Raw genomic sequence first — 13743 nt, 5'->3', positions numbered from 1 at the left:
TCCATGTGGCGACGGCGGCGACGACGGTGGGTCCGGCCTGGTGTCAGCGGCATGGCGGCCCCGGCGGTGTCACCGGAGTGGCGGTCTGACAGGCGTCCACGGGCATGACGGAACTCGGCGCTGAGCACGTCATGATGTACGGCCACCATCGGCCATTCCGCGTCTCACGATGAGAGAAAGCCCTATCTCGTGATCTGAGCGGCCTTGCTCGGTCCTCTTATGGAACGAGATAAATGAGCCTTGCTCGGAATGCCCGCGAGATTCCCCGTTCGTCCCCGCACTTACCCCGAATTCCCCGTCGTTTCCACCCGTATATCGTCCAGAATTTAATTCTTATGGACTAGTTGTGCGATGTCGGAAGGCCGCGACGTACGGCGCCCTGCCCGGCGGGCTGCCGCTGCGGCACGTGCGCGAGCTCGCGCTGGCCGTTGACGAGCACCTCGTGCTGCAGCCGTTGCAGCTGGGCGGAGGGTTCGAGGCCCAGCTCCTTGTGGAGGGTCGAACGGACGGACTGGTAGGCGCGGAGCGCGTCGCTGCGCCGGCCTACCTGGTTGAGCGCGCTGATCAGCTGGCCGTGGAGCCACTCGTTGAAGGGGTGCTCGACGACCAGGTCCCGGAGCTCGCCGATGAGCTCCGCGTGCCGGCCCAGCTGACTGTCGGCCCTGATACGCAACTCGATGGCGCGCATCCGCTGTTCCTCCAGACTGGAGGCGTACGCGGCGAGGATGCGGCCCTGTGGGACGTTCGCCAGCGGCGAGTCCGTCCAGAACGCGAGCGCCTCGCGCAGGGTCTCCGCCGCCTGCTCCGGGCGGCCCTCGTCCAGCTCCGCCCGGCCGCGCGCGAGAAGCCGGTCGAAGACCTCCGCGTCCAACGAGCCCTCCGGGACCCGGAGCAGGTAGCCGGGCCACTTGGTCACGAGGATCTCCTCGGTGGAGCCGGTGCTCCGCCTCCCGATGAGCTTCCGTAGTTGGTAGATGTAGGTCTGTGTCGTCGTGATCGCCGTCCTGGCCGGCGAGTCGCCCCACAGCTCTTCGATCAGGGTCTCAACGGGGACGACCCGATTGGCTCTCAGCAGGAGAACCGCCAGGACCCGCAGCACTTTCGGCGGCGTCGGAGTGCAATGACGGCCGTCATGAAGCACTTCGAGCGCGCCGAGAACTTTGAACTCCAGCATGCCTCACCTATCTGAAGAAGGGTGTTCGGCGTGACCGTCCTACGGCTTCACACGCCTTTCTGACAGCACGGGAATCGAAACGAGTATATGGCGATGTAATCGAAAGCGGAAGTAATTAGTGACCTTTGTTCTGCTGTGTCCCCTTATGTTCGATGTTCGGTTTACGGACGATTCCTAATCGTCGATTTTTCGCAGGACCAGGGCGGCATTGAAGCCGCCGTTCCCCCTGGCCACCACCAGCGCGGTACGTATGGGCAGCTCGCGGGGCCGGCCGAGGACCAGGTCGAGTCCGTGCGCCTCGTCCGGTTCGGTCACGGCGACCGTGGGCGGGATCACGCCGTCGCGCATGCAGAGCAGGGCCGTCGCCATGTCGAGCGCCGCCCCTCCCGCGTACATGCGGCCGGTCATGGTCTTCGGCGCGGTCACCGGGACGCCGCGCGGGCCGAACAGCGTCCGCAGCGCCTCCGCCTCCACCCGGTCGGCCTCCGGGGTGCCCATGGCGTCGGCGAAGACGACGTCCACCTCGTCCGGGCGCACTCCGGCGTCGGCCAGTGCGAGCTCCACGGCGCGCAGCAGCGTCGGCGGCCGTCCCCGGCCGGGCGGCGGGTCGAAGGTCGCGGCATATCCCGCGATCTCCCCGTACGGCCCTGCCGCGCTCCCGTCGCCGGGACCCGCGCCTCCGCGGCCACGACTCGCCGGCAGGTCGTCCGCCCGTTCGACGACGAACATCGCGCCGCCCTCGCCCGGCACATAACCGCAGGCCGCGACGTCGAACGGCGTGTACGCGCACGACGGGTCCGGCACCGTGCTCAGCATCCGGTTCGACAGCTGCGCCACCAGGCCGTACGGGCACAGCGACGCGTCGGTGCCGCCGACCAGGGCGAGCCTCGTCCCGGACCGCAGCATCCGCCGTGCCTGGCCCACCGCGTCCAGGCCGCCGGCCTGCTCGGTGGCGAGGGCGGCGCACGGGCCGCGCATGCCGTGCCGGATCGACACCTGTCCAGTGGTAGCCGCGTAGAACCAGGCGATCGACTGGTAGGCCCCCACGTGGTCGGGGCCGCGGCTCCACAACCCGGTCATCTCCCGCTGCCCGAACTCCGTCCCGCCCGACGAACTGGCCGTCACCACGGCCATCTCGTACTCCGGCAGTTCGGCCGGGACGACTCCGGCGTCGGCGAGCGCGCTCGCGGCGGCGACCAGGCCCATGTGGGTCCAGTGGTCGGTCTGGGTGGTGAGCCGACTGGGGATGTGGTCGGTGGCGACGAACCCCTTGACCTCTCCGGCGATCCGCACCGGATAGGAGGCCGGGTCGAACCTGGTGATCGGTCCGAGGCCGCTGCGCCCGGCGAGCGTGGCCGCCCAGTGCTCCTCGGCGGTGGACCCGGTCGGCGCCACGACCCCGAGCCCGGTCACGACAAGGCGTTCCCTCATGCCGCCAGCCCCCGGGGGCGGGTCAGGACCATCGCGGTCTGGAATCCGCCGAACCCGCTCCCGACGCTCAGCACCGCGTCCATGGCGTGGTCCCTGGCGGTCAGCGGCACGTAGTCGAGGTCGCACTCGGGGTCCGGCGTGTGCAGGTTCGCCGTCGGCGGCACGACCTGGTGCTCCAGCGCCAGGGCGGAGGCGGCCACCTCGATCGCGCCGATCGCGCCCAGCGAGTGCCCGATCATCGACTTGATCGAGCTGACCGGGATCTCGTAGGCCCGCGCGCCGAGGCTCCGCTTGAACGCCGCGGTCTCGTGCCGGTCGTTCTGCTTGGTGCCCGAGCCGTGCGCGTTGATGTAGTCCACATCGGCCGGGGCGAGCCGCGCCTGGTCAAGCGCGACCCTGATGGCCTCGGCCATCTCCCTGCCGTCCGGTTTCAGCCCGGTCATGTGATAGGCGTTGCTACGCGCCGCGTAGCCCGCGATCTCGGCGTATATGTGCGCGCCACGCGCCCGCGCCGCGCCCAGCTCCTCCAGCACGAGCACGGCCGCGCCCTCGCCCAGAACGAACCCGTCCCGGTCCCGGTCGAACGGCCGCGAGGCGTGCTCCGGGTCGGCGACGTTGGGGCTGGTGGCCTTGATCGCGTCGAAGCAGGCCACCGTGATGGGGGACACCGGGGCGTCGGTCGCGCCCGCCACCGCCACGTCCACGGTGCCCTCGGCCACCAACTGCGCGCCGTAGCCCACGGCGTCCAGCCCGGACGTGCAGCCGTTGGAGACGAGCTGGACCGGCCCCTCCGCACCGCACTCCCAGGCGACCTCGCAGGCCAGGGTGCTCGGCACCATGTACCCGTACAGGTGCGGGACGCCGTACTCGTGGTCGACGAGCCAGCGTCGCCCGCCGTCGCTGAGCACGACATACTCCTCCTCCAGGCCCACGGTGCAGCCGACGGCGCTGCCGAGGCTCACCCCGACCCGGCCCGGTTCGACGCCGTCCGACTCCAGGCCGCTGTCGGCCAACGCCTCTCTGGCCGAGGCGACGGCGAATTGCGCGGCGCGGTCCATCCGCCGCACCTGCTGGGCGGTGAGGCCGGCCAGGATCGGGTCGAAATCCGCCTCGGCGGCGATCGGCGAGCGGAAGGCTCCCGCGTCGAACGCCCGGATCAGCCGGGTCGCGGTGCGCCCGGCCGTGAGCTGCTCCCAGAACGCCTTGGTACCGATCCCGCCCGGCGTGACCAGGCCCATCCCCGTGATGACGACCCGTCTGCTCACCGGCGGCCTCCGCCCACCTCGGGGGTGGACTCGGCGGCGTGCGGCGGCTCCTCGGTGTCGACGTGCCCCAGCTCGGGGCTGGGCGCGAGTGGGCCGAGGTGGAAGACGGCGACGGCCTCCTCGTCCCCTGTGTTGACCAGCCGGTGCCGGGCGCCGATCGGCACCGCCAGCGCGTCGCCGGGCTCCAGGTCGACGACCTCGGTCTCCACCCGCATGCTCAGCCGTCCGCGCACCACGTAAAGGAACTCCTCGGAGTACGGGTGGTAGTGCTCGGAGACGTGCTCCCGCGGAGCGAGGGTGAGAACCCCCATGAAACCGCTGGTCGTCCCTACAGTCTTCGGGCTGAGCAGGACGCGGATGTCCCCGCCCCTGCGCCGGTTCGGACTGACGTCGGCCGCCGCGATCTTCGTGATGCGGAGCTGCTCCACAGCCATCGGACTCCCCTCGTAGGAATGGCCGGTTTCTCCGGAAATGTCGTTCGCCCGGACGATTGCAGGCGGGAATCGAGGAGCCGTCCACGCCTCATGGTCTCCTCCTCAAGAGGCACTGAAGTTCGTACAGTGGCCCCTATGCCGCGCGCACTGTCCAGAGACGCCGCGATCGACCTGCTGCTGGCCGCGACGGTCGCCGCCGTCACGGTCGGCGGGACGGCGGTCATCGCCTGGTCGTCCACGCCCGGCCGGCTGCCCGACTGGGCCGGATACCTGATCCTTGTCGGGATGTCGGCGCTGCTGGTGGCACGGCGGACGGCGCCGGCGCTGACGATGGTCGCCGTGCTGGCGGGCTCGCTGTGCTACCAGGTGTTCAACCTGCCGGGCGGGGCCTTCACCATCCCGCCGGCCGTCGCCCTCTTCAGCGCGGTCAGCGCCGGCCGCAGGATCGTCTCCGTGGCCGCCATGGTGGCGTGGACGCTGGCCACGTTCCTGCTCGGCGGCCTTTGGGGGCGCGCCCCCGACGTCCAGGGCACGGTGTGGCTGGCGACCTGGATGGCCGTCATCCTCGTGGGCGGCGAGGTCACGCGCGCCCGCCGCGAGCGGCTGCGGGCCGAGCGCGAGGAGGCGGCCCAGGCCGAGCGGGCCCGCGAGGAGGAGGCCAGGCGCCGCGTCACCGAGGAACGGCTGCGCATCGCCAGGGAACTGCACGACGTCCTCGCCCACAGCATCTCGGTGATAAACCTCCAGGCGGGGGTCTCCGAGCACCTGATCGACCGCGACCCGCAGCAGGCGCGCGCCGCGCTCGGCGCCATCCGCCAGGCCAGCAAGGAGGTGCTGGTCGAGCTGCGGAGCATGCTGGGCGTGCTGCGCGCCGTCGACGACGACGGCCGTCCCCTCGCCCCGGCTCCCGGGATGGACCGCCTGCACGAACTGGTCGAACGCGCCCGCGACGCGCGGCTGGAGGTGTCGGTCACCCTGCCGGAGGAACGGCCCGAGCTGCCGGGCGGGGTGGATCTGGCGGTCTACCGTATCGTCCAGGAGTCGCTCACGAACGTCATCCGTCATGCCGGAGCCAGCCGAGCGCATGTGACGATCGGGATCACCGATCGCGACGTCCTGGTCGAGGTCGCGGACGACGGCGCCGGCGTGCCGGCGGGCGCGCCGCTGCGCGAGGGCAACGGGCTGGTCGGGATGCGGGAACGGGTCATGGCCATCGGCGGGGAGTTCACCGCCGGACCGGCGGAGGGAAAGGGATTCAGGGTGCAGGCGAGGCTACCGGCACGGAGCGCGGCGGCGTGATCACGGTGCTGCTGGCGGACGACCAGCCGCTGATCAGGATGGGGCTGCGCGCCCTGCTCGACTCCGAGCCGGACATCGAGGTGGTCGGCGAGGCGGCTGACGGGGGACAGGCCGTCGAGAGGGCCGCCGAGCTCCTCCCCGACGTCGTGCTGATGGACGTCAGGATGCCGGTGCTCGACGGCATCGAGGCGACCCGCCGCATCGCCGGCGACCCGCGGCTCGACACCGTGCGGGTCGTCATCCTCACGATGTTCGAGCTGGACGAGTACGTGTTCCGGGGGCTGCGCGCCGGGGCCAGCGGTTTCCTCGTCAAGGACACCGACCCCGCCCAGCTCCTCCAGGCCGTACGGGTGGTCGCGGCCGGTGACTCGCTGCTCAGCCCCAGCGTCACCCGCCGTCTGATCACCGAGTACGCCGGCCGGACCTACGACCCGCCGCCCACTCCCGAGCTGGACGTGCTCACCGACCGCGAGCGCGAGGTCGTGGCGCTCGTCGCCGCCGGGCTGTCCAACCAGGAGATCGCCGAGCGCATGGTGGTCAGCCCCGCGACCGCCAAGACACACGTGAGCCGCGCGATGACCAAGCTCGCGGCGCGGGACCGGGCCCAGCTCGTGGTGTTCGCCTTCGAGTCGGGACTGGTGCGCCCGCGCCCGCGTCACTGACTCACCAGGCGACCGGCAGCTCCGGCAGGCCGCGGATGAGATGACCGCCTTCCGCGCGCAACTCACCGACGGGCACGGCGAGCCGCAGCCCCGGCAGGCGGCGGAGCGTCACCGCGAGGGCGAGCTCCAGCTCGATCCTGGCCAGCCGCGCCCCCAGGCAGTAGTGGATGCCCAGGCCGAAGGTCAGGTGCGGGTTGCTCTCGCGGGTCACGTCGAACCGCCCGGGCTCGTCGAACACGTCGGGATCCCGGTTGGCCGCCGAGATCGCGGGCAGAACGGCCTCGCCCGCCGCGATCGTCACGCCGCCGAGCCGTACGTCCTCGGAGGCGACGCGCAGCAGGCCGCCGCCGGTGGTCAGCGCGTTGTAGCGGAGCAACTCGTCCACCGCCGACGGCAGCAGCTCGGGACGCGCGCGCAGCGCGGCGAGCTGCTCCGGGTGGCGGAACAGGCACAGGAACGACAGGGCGATCTCGCTCGCGGTGCTGAGGAACCCGCCGGTCAGCACGGTGGCGCCCATCATCACCAGCTCCTCCTCGCTGAGCGCGTCGCCGGAGTCCCGGGCCGCGATCAGCTCGCTGAACAGGTCGTCGGCCGGGCTCTCCCGCTTGGCGGCGACCAGTCCCTCCAGGTAGCCCTTGAGGTCGGCCCTGGCCCGCGCCACGTCCTCCGGCCGGAACCGGGTCAGGCTCAGCAGCACGTCCACCCAGCCGGCGATCCGCTCGCGATCCGCGGTGGGTACTCCGAGCAGCTCGCAGATCACCGTGATCGGCAGCCGGCGGGCCAGGCCCGACACCAGATCGGCCGGTGGGCCGGCGGCGACGAGGCCGTCCACCAGCAGCTCCACCTCACGCTCGATCACCGGCCGTAGCGCGGCCATCCGGCGGTTGCCGAACGCCGGGGCGACCAGGCGGCGCAACCGCGTGTGCTCGGGCGCGTCCATGCTGAACAGCGAGGCGGGGTCGGGCGGGATCGGCTGCAGCCTCGGCGCCCCCGGACGCGTGGTGAGGGCCCGGCTGAAACGCGGGTCGCTCAGGACCGTCCGGTTGTCCTCGTAGCCGGTCACCAGCCACGCCGTGTCCCCGGTGGGGAACGTCACCCTCGCCACCGGCCGGTCCGCCCGCAGCCGGTCGAACTCGGGCGCCGGCTCTCCCGGGCACCGGGCCGCGAACGGGAAGCGCGGCCTCTCGCCGTCGCCGGTCGCGGTCCGCTGGGTCTCCTGGGCGGTCATCTCGGCACTCCTCTCTGCCAGGGGGTTCTCGCCGTCCGCACGGGAACCGGCCCGTACGGGATCCGCGGGGGCCTCAGCGTCCCGGCCGAAGGTCGCGGCGGCCTGGAGAGGCGCTGGAGCCCGCCGGGTGGCGTACCGGCGGGGCGCAGCGCACCAGCGGAACACGAATGCGGCGCGAGATCCGGCTGCCAGCATCACCGCCGACGGCCGACCTCGGGAGTTGGAGTAGATGTCACCACCGCAGGAGCTCTGGCCATGGCGCCAGCCGCGCTGGTTCAGCACGCTGTTCAAGATCGACCTGTGGGAGCGGTTCAGCTTCTTCGGGATGATGGCGATCCTCTTCCTGTACGCGAGCGCGTCCCCGCGCGACGGCGGGCTCGGCATGGACGCGGGCGGCGCGGGCGCGCTCGTCGGGCTCTATGTCTCGGCGACCTTCGTCGCGTCCGTTCCCGGCGGGTGGCTCGGCGACCGGGTCTTCGGCGCCCAGCGGGCCGTCGGGTACGGCGGGGCCGTCATCGCCGCCGGGCACCTGTGCCTGGCCCTGCCGTTCCGCGCCGCGTTCTTCCCCGGCATCGCGCTGATCGCGGCCGGAACCGGCCTGCTCAAACCCAACCTGTCCGCGCTGCTCGGCGCGTTCTACCCGGAGCGGGCGGCGGCTCGGCGCGAGGCGGGCTTCTCGGTGTTCTTCATCAGCATCCAGGCCGGGGCCCTCACCGCGCCCATCGTCACCGGCTTCCTCGGCGAGCGGGTGAACTGGCACCTGGGTTTCGGGGCCGCGGCGGTCGGCATGGGCGTCGGCCTGGCCACCTACCTGCGCGGCCGCCGCCACCTCGGCGACGTCGGGCGGCGGCCCGGCCAGCCGGCCGCCCCGGAGACCCTGCGGCGCGTCGCCCGGCGCACCGCGCTCGGAGTCGGGGCCGTCGCGGCCCTCGCGGCGCTCGACGTCCTGGCCGGGACCGCCCGCATGGAGCACTTCGTCGCCGGGCTCGGCCTGCTTGTCCTGTTCGCGCCCATCCCGTACGCCCGCGCGATCATGAAAGGGCCCGCGGTCAGCGCGGACGACCGCCGGAGGCTGCGCTCGTACGGCTGGGTCTTCCTGGCGACGGCGGTGTTCTTCCTCCTGGCCGGCCAGGGGAACTCGGTGCTCAACCAGTTCGCCGCCGTGGCCACCGAGCGCGCCGTCCTCGGCTTCACCGTTCCCGCGAGCTGGTTCCAGACGCTGCACCCGCTGTTCGTGCTCCTGGTCGCCCCGGTCGTGGCCCGGATCTCGACCGGGCCGGGACGGAGGCTGAACGTGCCGGTCAAGCTCGCGCTGGGCCTCTCCCTGGCGGCCGTCAGCTTCCTGCTGATGGCGTCGGCCGCGGGCCTCGCCGCGACCGGCCCGGTCTCGCCGGCGTGGCTCACCGTCGTCTACCTGCTCCAGGCCTGCGCCGAACTCGTCGTCGGAGCCGCGGGCCTGGGGGCCACCGCCCAGATCGCCCTGCCCGGGGCCTCCGGCCAGCTGATGGGTCTGTGGTGGCTCGCCGGGGCGGTCGGCGCCGTGGTCGGCGGCCAGCTCGCCCGCGTCGCGATGTCCGGAGGATCCGTCCCCGCTCCCGCGTACTTCCTCGGCCTGTCGCTGCTTCCGGTCGCCGTGGCGGCCGCGCTCGCGATCGGCCGCAGGCGCATCAACACCCGGCTCGGGCTGGACACGCCGGCCCTCTCACCGACGGAGGTCTCATGACCACGCACCTGCACCACCCGCCCGCCGAAGCGGTCAGCGCGGAACCGCTCTGGCGGCTCGGCACCGCGTACTTCAGCCGCAAGACCATCCTCACCGCGGCCGAGCTGGGGGTGTTCACCAGCCTGTCCGAGCGGCCCGCCACGGCCGAGGAGCTGGGCGCGCGCCTCGGGCTGCACCCCAGGGGCACCAGGGACTTCCTGGACGCGCTCGTGGCCCTGGACATGCTTGAGCGCGAGGGCGGTGTCTACCGCAACACGCCGATCGCGGAGCACTACCTCAACGAGGACCGGCCGTCCTATGTCGGGGCGTTCCTGAGCAACGCCGACGCCCGATGGAACCGGCTCATCGACGCGCTGCGCAGCGGCGAGCCGCAGAACCGCTGGGGGTCCGGACCGGAGATGTTCACCGAGCAGTACCGCACGACGGCCGCCTGGCGGAACTTCACCGCCGGCATGGATTACCTCAACGGCATGATCGGTCCGGCGCTGGCCGAGGCGTTCGACTGGTCGTCGGTGGACTCGGTCGTGGATGTCGGCGGGGCCCGCGGCAACCTGGTCGCCGCGATCCTGCGCCGCCACCCGGACCTGACCGTCGGCGTCCAGGACCTGCCGGGCGTGGAGCCGGTGTTTCACGAGCACATGGAGCAGCTCGGGCTCACCGGCAAGGTGACGTTCCACGCCGGCAATTTCTTCGAGGACCCCATGCCCTCGGCGCAGGCACTGGTCATGAGCCACGTTCTGCACGACTGGGGTGTGCCCGAGCGCCGCCGGCTCGTCGCCTCGGCGTTCGAGGCGCTGCCGCCCGGCGGGGTGCTGCTGATCTGCGACCCGATGATCGACGAGGACCGGCGCGGCTCGGCCGGCGCCCTGCTCACCAGCCTGAACATGCTCATGGTGACGCCGCACGGGTCGGAGTACACGACGGCGGAGTGCCGGACCTGGCTCACCGAGGCGGGTTTCGCGGAGATCACCTCGTCCTCGCTCGGCGCCCACAACACGCTGATCGTCGCCCGCCGTCCGCTATGAGCACCCGGACCGAGTCGACCGACGTCGTCGTCGTGGGCGGCGGGGTCGTGGGGCTGTCGGCCGCCGCCTTCCTCGCCTGGCACGGCGTCCGGTGCCAGGTGCTGGAGCGGCGGGCCCGGCCCTCCGCCCACCCCCGGGCCCGGGGGTTCAACCCCAGGGCCGTCGAGCTGCTGCGGCAGATCGGGCTGGAGCCGGCCGTACGGGAGGCGGGCGCGGGCTTCGCCGACCACACGATGCGAGCCCGGGTGGAGAGCCTCACCGGCCGTGAGCTGTTCCGCGCGGACCTTCCCTCGGGCGGCGAGCTGGACGCGATCAGCCCGTCGCCGTGGGCGCTGTGCAGCCAGGACCGCCTGGAGCCGCTGGTACGGCGGCGCGCGGAGGAACTCGGCGCCGCCGTGAGCTTCGGCCGTGAGGTCGACCACTTCACCCAGGACGCCGACGGCGTGACGCTCGTCCTGCGTGACGGCGGCCGGCTGCGGGCGCGCTATCTCGTCGCCGCCGACGGGGCACGCAGCCGCACCCGCGAACGGCTTGGCATCGAGCTCAAGGGGACACGCGCGCTGGCCTACCAGCTCAGCATCGTGTTCGAGGCCGACCTGCGCGGCCCTTTGGGCGACCGGCGGTTCGCCATCTGCCAGGTGCGCAACGAGCGGGTGGACGGGCTGCTGGTCCACGACGACACGCTGCGCCAGGGCATCCTCTACATCCAGCATCCGGAACGGGCCCCCGACCACCCCGAGGACCGCTGCCTGGAGCTGGTACGCGCGGCCCTCGGCGTGCAGGACCTGCCCGTACGCATCCTGGACCGGCAGACGTGGGAGCTGTCCGCGCTCTGCGCCACCCGCTATCGCGAGGGGCGGGCGTTCCTGGCGGGCGACGCGGCCCACGTGATGCCGCCGGTGGGCGGGTTCGGGGCGAGCACCGGCATCCAGGACGCGCACAACCTGGCCTGGAAGCTCGGCCTCGTGCTGCGCGGCCCGGCCGGGCCCGGGCTGCTCGACAGTTACGAGGCCGAGCGGGCGCCGGTGGCCGACCTGACCGTGGACCAGTGCCTGCGCCGGGTGACCACCCGCACCGGGTTCGGGCCTCCGGCGGCGGGCGCCGGGCTGATCGACGACCTGACGCTCACCTTCGGCCACCGGTACCGCGCGGGCGCGCTCGCCGAACCGGAGCCGGCGGCCCCGCCCGTGACCGACCCTCGGGAGCCGGGCGGTCAGGTCGGCACCCGCGCGCCGCACGTGGCGCTCACCCGCGCGGGCGGCTCGACCCTGGACCTGTTCGGCCGCTCCTTCACCGTGCTCGCCGGGCCGGGCGGGGAGAGCTGGACGGCGGCGGCCCGGAGCGCGTCGGCGGAGCTGGGCGTCGACGTGGCCGCGTCCACGATGACCGACGGCCTCGTCGCCGACGGGGGAGCCGAGTGGTGCCGCCGCTACGGCGTCGGCGCCGGCGGGGCGGTGCTCGTCCGCCCGGACGGGATCGTCGCGTGGCGCCGGCCGCACGCGGTCCCCGATCCGGCCGGCGAGCTGCGTGCGGCGCTGCGCGGCGTACTGCGCCCCACGCCGACGAGCGGACGGAGCTGAGGCATCCGATGTGCGAGTCGTTCCTACGGTTTCTTGGGCTTCTCGGCACGGCCCAGCTGTACTGGTGCGTGCCGCCGGAGCCGGAGAGCGGACACGGGGAGGGTGATCCGTGGCGCTGTCCGACCTGACCGCGTCCGATCCGGCCGCCCGGCCGACCGGCCGCCGTCTGATTCTCCCGTTGGCGGCCGTCATGCTCGCCCAGCTGCTCGCCGTGGTCGATCTGAACATCACGGCCGCGGCTCTGCCGGCCGTCGTCGCGGAGTTCGGCGATCTGGACCTGTTCGCCTGGGTCACCACGGGCGCCGTGCTCGCCTCCACGGTGACCACGCCCTTGTACGGCAGGTTCGGCGACGTCTTCGGGCGCAAGCCGGTGTTCGTGACGGCGCTCGCCGTGCTGTCGGCCGGTTCGGTGCTGTGCGGGCTGTCCGGGTCGATGATCGAGTTGGTCGTCTTCCGCGCTGTCCAGGGCGTGGGGGCGGGCGGGCTGATGGTGTCGGCCGTCGCCGTCTACGCCGAGCTGCTCGACCCGCGGCGGCGCGTACGTCACCAGATCTACTTCGCCACCGGGATGAACGTCTTCACCGCGCTGAGCCCGTTCGTCGGCGGCCTGGTCACCGACGCGATGGGCTGGCGGTGGACGTTCTTCCTCACGGTTCCGGTGGCGCTGGTCGCGCTCGTCCTGATCGCCACCGCTCGGCTGGCCCGACCCGAGGGCGCGGCCGCCGTCGACTACGCCGGGGCGGCGCTGCTCGGCGGGGGGTGCCTGTGTCTGGTCCTGCTGTCGAGCTGGGCGGGCACGGAGTACGCCTGGGGATCGCCGGTCGTGGTCGGCCTGGCCGCGGCCGTCGTACTCCTGGCGGCGCTGTGGGTGCGGGCCGAGCGCCGCGCCGCCCGGCCGATCGTGCCGCTGCGGCTGTTCCGTGACCGCGTCCTCGTCGCGGCGAACGTCCAGGGCTTCGTGACCGGGCTCGCCATGTTCGCCGCCATCACCTTCCTGCCGCTGCTGATGGTCGCGTCCGGCGCGAGCGTCACCGGAGCGGGGGCCGCGCTGCTCCCGATCACCGCGGGGACGCTCGTCGCGTCCCTCGGCGGGAGCCCCCTGATGGCGCGCCTTGGCCACCCCCAGGCGTTCGGCGTCGCCGGCGGCGTGCTGCTCCTGGCGGGTCTGGTCGGGCTGGCCGCCCAGACCGCGTACGGCGGCGTCGCCCCCGGGCCGATCGCCGTGTGGACGGCGTGCTTCGGGGTCGGCCTGGGCCTGATGTTCCAGGTCTACTCGGTCGCGGTGATGAACCACGCGCCGCGTCCCGACCTCGGGGCGGCGCTCGCCGTCCAGTCGCTCAGCCGCCAGCTCGGCGGCATGCTCGGGCTGGCCGCGCTGAGCGGCGTGTTCCGGTCCGAACTCGCGCGCACCGGAGAGCACGCGGCCGCGGCGGGCGTCGTCTTCGCCATCGCGGCGGCGTGCGCCGCCGGCGGCCTGGTCGCGGCGCTGCTGCTGCGCGTCCCGCATGTTCCGTCCCGGCCCCCGGTGCCCGCCGGCGGGCGGCAAGCCAGTTGAGAAGAGGAGTCAGCGATGAGTCAGTTCACCCTTCAGGACCTGCGGCGGGTCATGCGCGAGGCGGCGGGGGAGGACGCCGGCGTCGACCTCGACGGCGACATCCTTGACACGTCGTTCGCCGACCTGCAGTACGACTCGCTGGCGGTGCTGGAGATCACCGTCCGCGTGGAACGCGAGCTCGGTGTGAAGCTCGGCGACGACGCGGTGGAGTCGGCCACACCGAGGGACTTCCTCGCCCTGGTCGACGCCAGGCTCGCCGAGGCCGCCTGACTACTCCCGGGGGAGTAGCCCGGACACGCGGCTGCTCCCCGGGGAGCAGCCGCACAAGCCGCCCATGACCCGATGACGATCCCCGGCCGCCGTGACA

12 protein-coding genes are annotated in these 13743 nt (G+C 72.8%); 7 read left to right on the top strand and 5 right to left on the bottom strand.

The annotated features are described in order from the left end of the window. Window positions 1-340 precede the first annotated feature (340 nt). The 4 genes from AWQ68_RS17155 to AWQ68_RS17140 all read right to left on the bottom strand — a co-directional run bounded on the left by AWQ68_RS17155 (window position 341) and on the right by AWQ68_RS17140 (window position 4304). On the bottom strand, window positions 341-1174 hold the full coding sequence (locus AWQ68_RS17155) for an AfsR/SARP family transcriptional regulator (protein ID WP_066941500.1): 834 nt from the start codon (window positions 1172-1174) through the stop codon (window positions 341-343). A 174-nt stretch (window positions 1175-1348) separates the two neighbouring features. Then, complete coding sequence (locus tag AWQ68_RS17150) at window positions 1349-2605, bottom strand: ketosynthase chain-length factor (RefSeq protein ID WP_066941498.1); 1257 nt, start codon at window positions 2603-2605, stop codon at window positions 1349-1351. Beyond that, window positions 2602-3870 (bottom strand): beta-ketoacyl-[acyl-carrier-protein] synthase family protein, encoded by a 1269-nt coding sequence (locus AWQ68_RS17145; protein WP_084464097.1) that lies wholly within the window; start codon window positions 3868-3870, stop codon window positions 2602-2604. Before AWQ68_RS17145 ends, AWQ68_RS17150 begins: the two co-directional genes overlap by 4 nt. Further along, window positions 3867-4304, bottom strand: coding sequence for a cupin domain-containing protein (locus AWQ68_RS17140; RefSeq protein ID WP_066941496.1), 438 nt, complete (start codon window positions 4302-4304; stop codon window positions 3867-3869). Before AWQ68_RS17140 ends, AWQ68_RS17145 begins: the two co-directional genes overlap by 4 nt. 135 nt (window positions 4305-4439) lie before the next feature. Between AWQ68_RS17140 and AWQ68_RS17135 the strand changes: the two genes are divergently transcribed. Both AWQ68_RS17135 and AWQ68_RS17130 read left to right on the top strand, forming a co-directional pair. Next, a complete protein-coding gene (locus tag AWQ68_RS17135; RefSeq protein ID WP_066941494.1) occupies window positions 4440-5603 on the top strand; it encodes a sensor histidine kinase in 1164 nt (387 codons plus the stop codon). Further along, the gene (locus AWQ68_RS17130) at window positions 5600-6265 is read left to right on the top strand and encodes a response regulator (protein WP_066941492.1); all 666 of its coding nucleotides are present in this window, start codon (window positions 5600-5602) and stop codon (window positions 6263-6265) included. The genes AWQ68_RS17135 and AWQ68_RS17130 overlap by 4 nt, the downstream gene beginning before the upstream one ends. A gap of 1 nt (window position 6266) precedes the next feature. On the opposite strand, the gene AWQ68_RS17125 is transcribed toward AWQ68_RS17130, so the two are convergent. Continuing rightward, window positions 6267-7493 carry a cytochrome P450 gene (locus AWQ68_RS17125; RefSeq protein WP_066941491.1) on the bottom strand — a complete coding sequence of 409 codons (1227 nt, stop codon included), beginning with the start codon at window positions 7491-7493 and terminating at the stop codon, window positions 6267-6269. A 229-nt stretch (window positions 7494-7722) separates the two neighbouring features. Between AWQ68_RS17125 and AWQ68_RS17120 the strand changes: the two genes are divergently transcribed. The 5 genes from AWQ68_RS17120 to AWQ68_RS17100 all read left to right on the top strand — a co-directional run bounded on the left by AWQ68_RS17120 (window position 7723) and on the right by AWQ68_RS17100 (window position 13646). Further along, entirely contained in the window at window positions 7723-9216 is a 1494-nt protein-coding gene (locus tag AWQ68_RS17120) for a peptide MFS transporter (RefSeq protein ID WP_084464096.1), read from the top strand. Continuing rightward, the gene (locus AWQ68_RS17115; protein ID WP_066941489.1) at window positions 9213-10241 is read left to right on the top strand and encodes a methyltransferase; all 1029 of its coding nucleotides are present in this window, start codon (window positions 9213-9215) and stop codon (window positions 10239-10241) included. The genes AWQ68_RS17120 and AWQ68_RS17115 overlap by 4 nt, the downstream gene beginning before the upstream one ends. Beyond that, a complete protein-coding gene (locus tag AWQ68_RS17110; RefSeq protein ID WP_066941488.1) occupies window positions 10238-11821 on the top strand; it encodes an FAD-dependent monooxygenase in 1584 nt (527 codons plus the stop codon). Before AWQ68_RS17115 ends, AWQ68_RS17110 begins: the two co-directional genes overlap by 4 nt. Before the next feature lie 109 nt (window positions 11822-11930). Further along, window positions 11931-13376, top strand: coding sequence for an MFS transporter (locus tag AWQ68_RS17105; protein WP_066941486.1), 1446 nt, complete (start codon window positions 11931-11933; stop codon window positions 13374-13376). Between the two features lie 15 nt (window positions 13377-13391). Further along, complete coding sequence (locus AWQ68_RS17100; protein WP_066941485.1) at window positions 13392-13646, top strand: acyl carrier protein; 255 nt, start codon at window positions 13392-13394, stop codon at window positions 13644-13646. Window positions 13647-13743: the final 97 nt, after the last annotated feature.

Origin of the sequence: Microtetraspora fusca, from assembly GCF_001570365.1 — a bacterium.
Classification (GTDB): domain Bacteria; phylum Actinomycetota; class Actinomycetes; order Streptosporangiales; family Streptosporangiaceae; genus Microtetraspora; species Microtetraspora fusca.
Note: the sequence above shows the minus strand (reverse complement) of the source record. Positions and strands in the feature narration are given on the sequence as shown.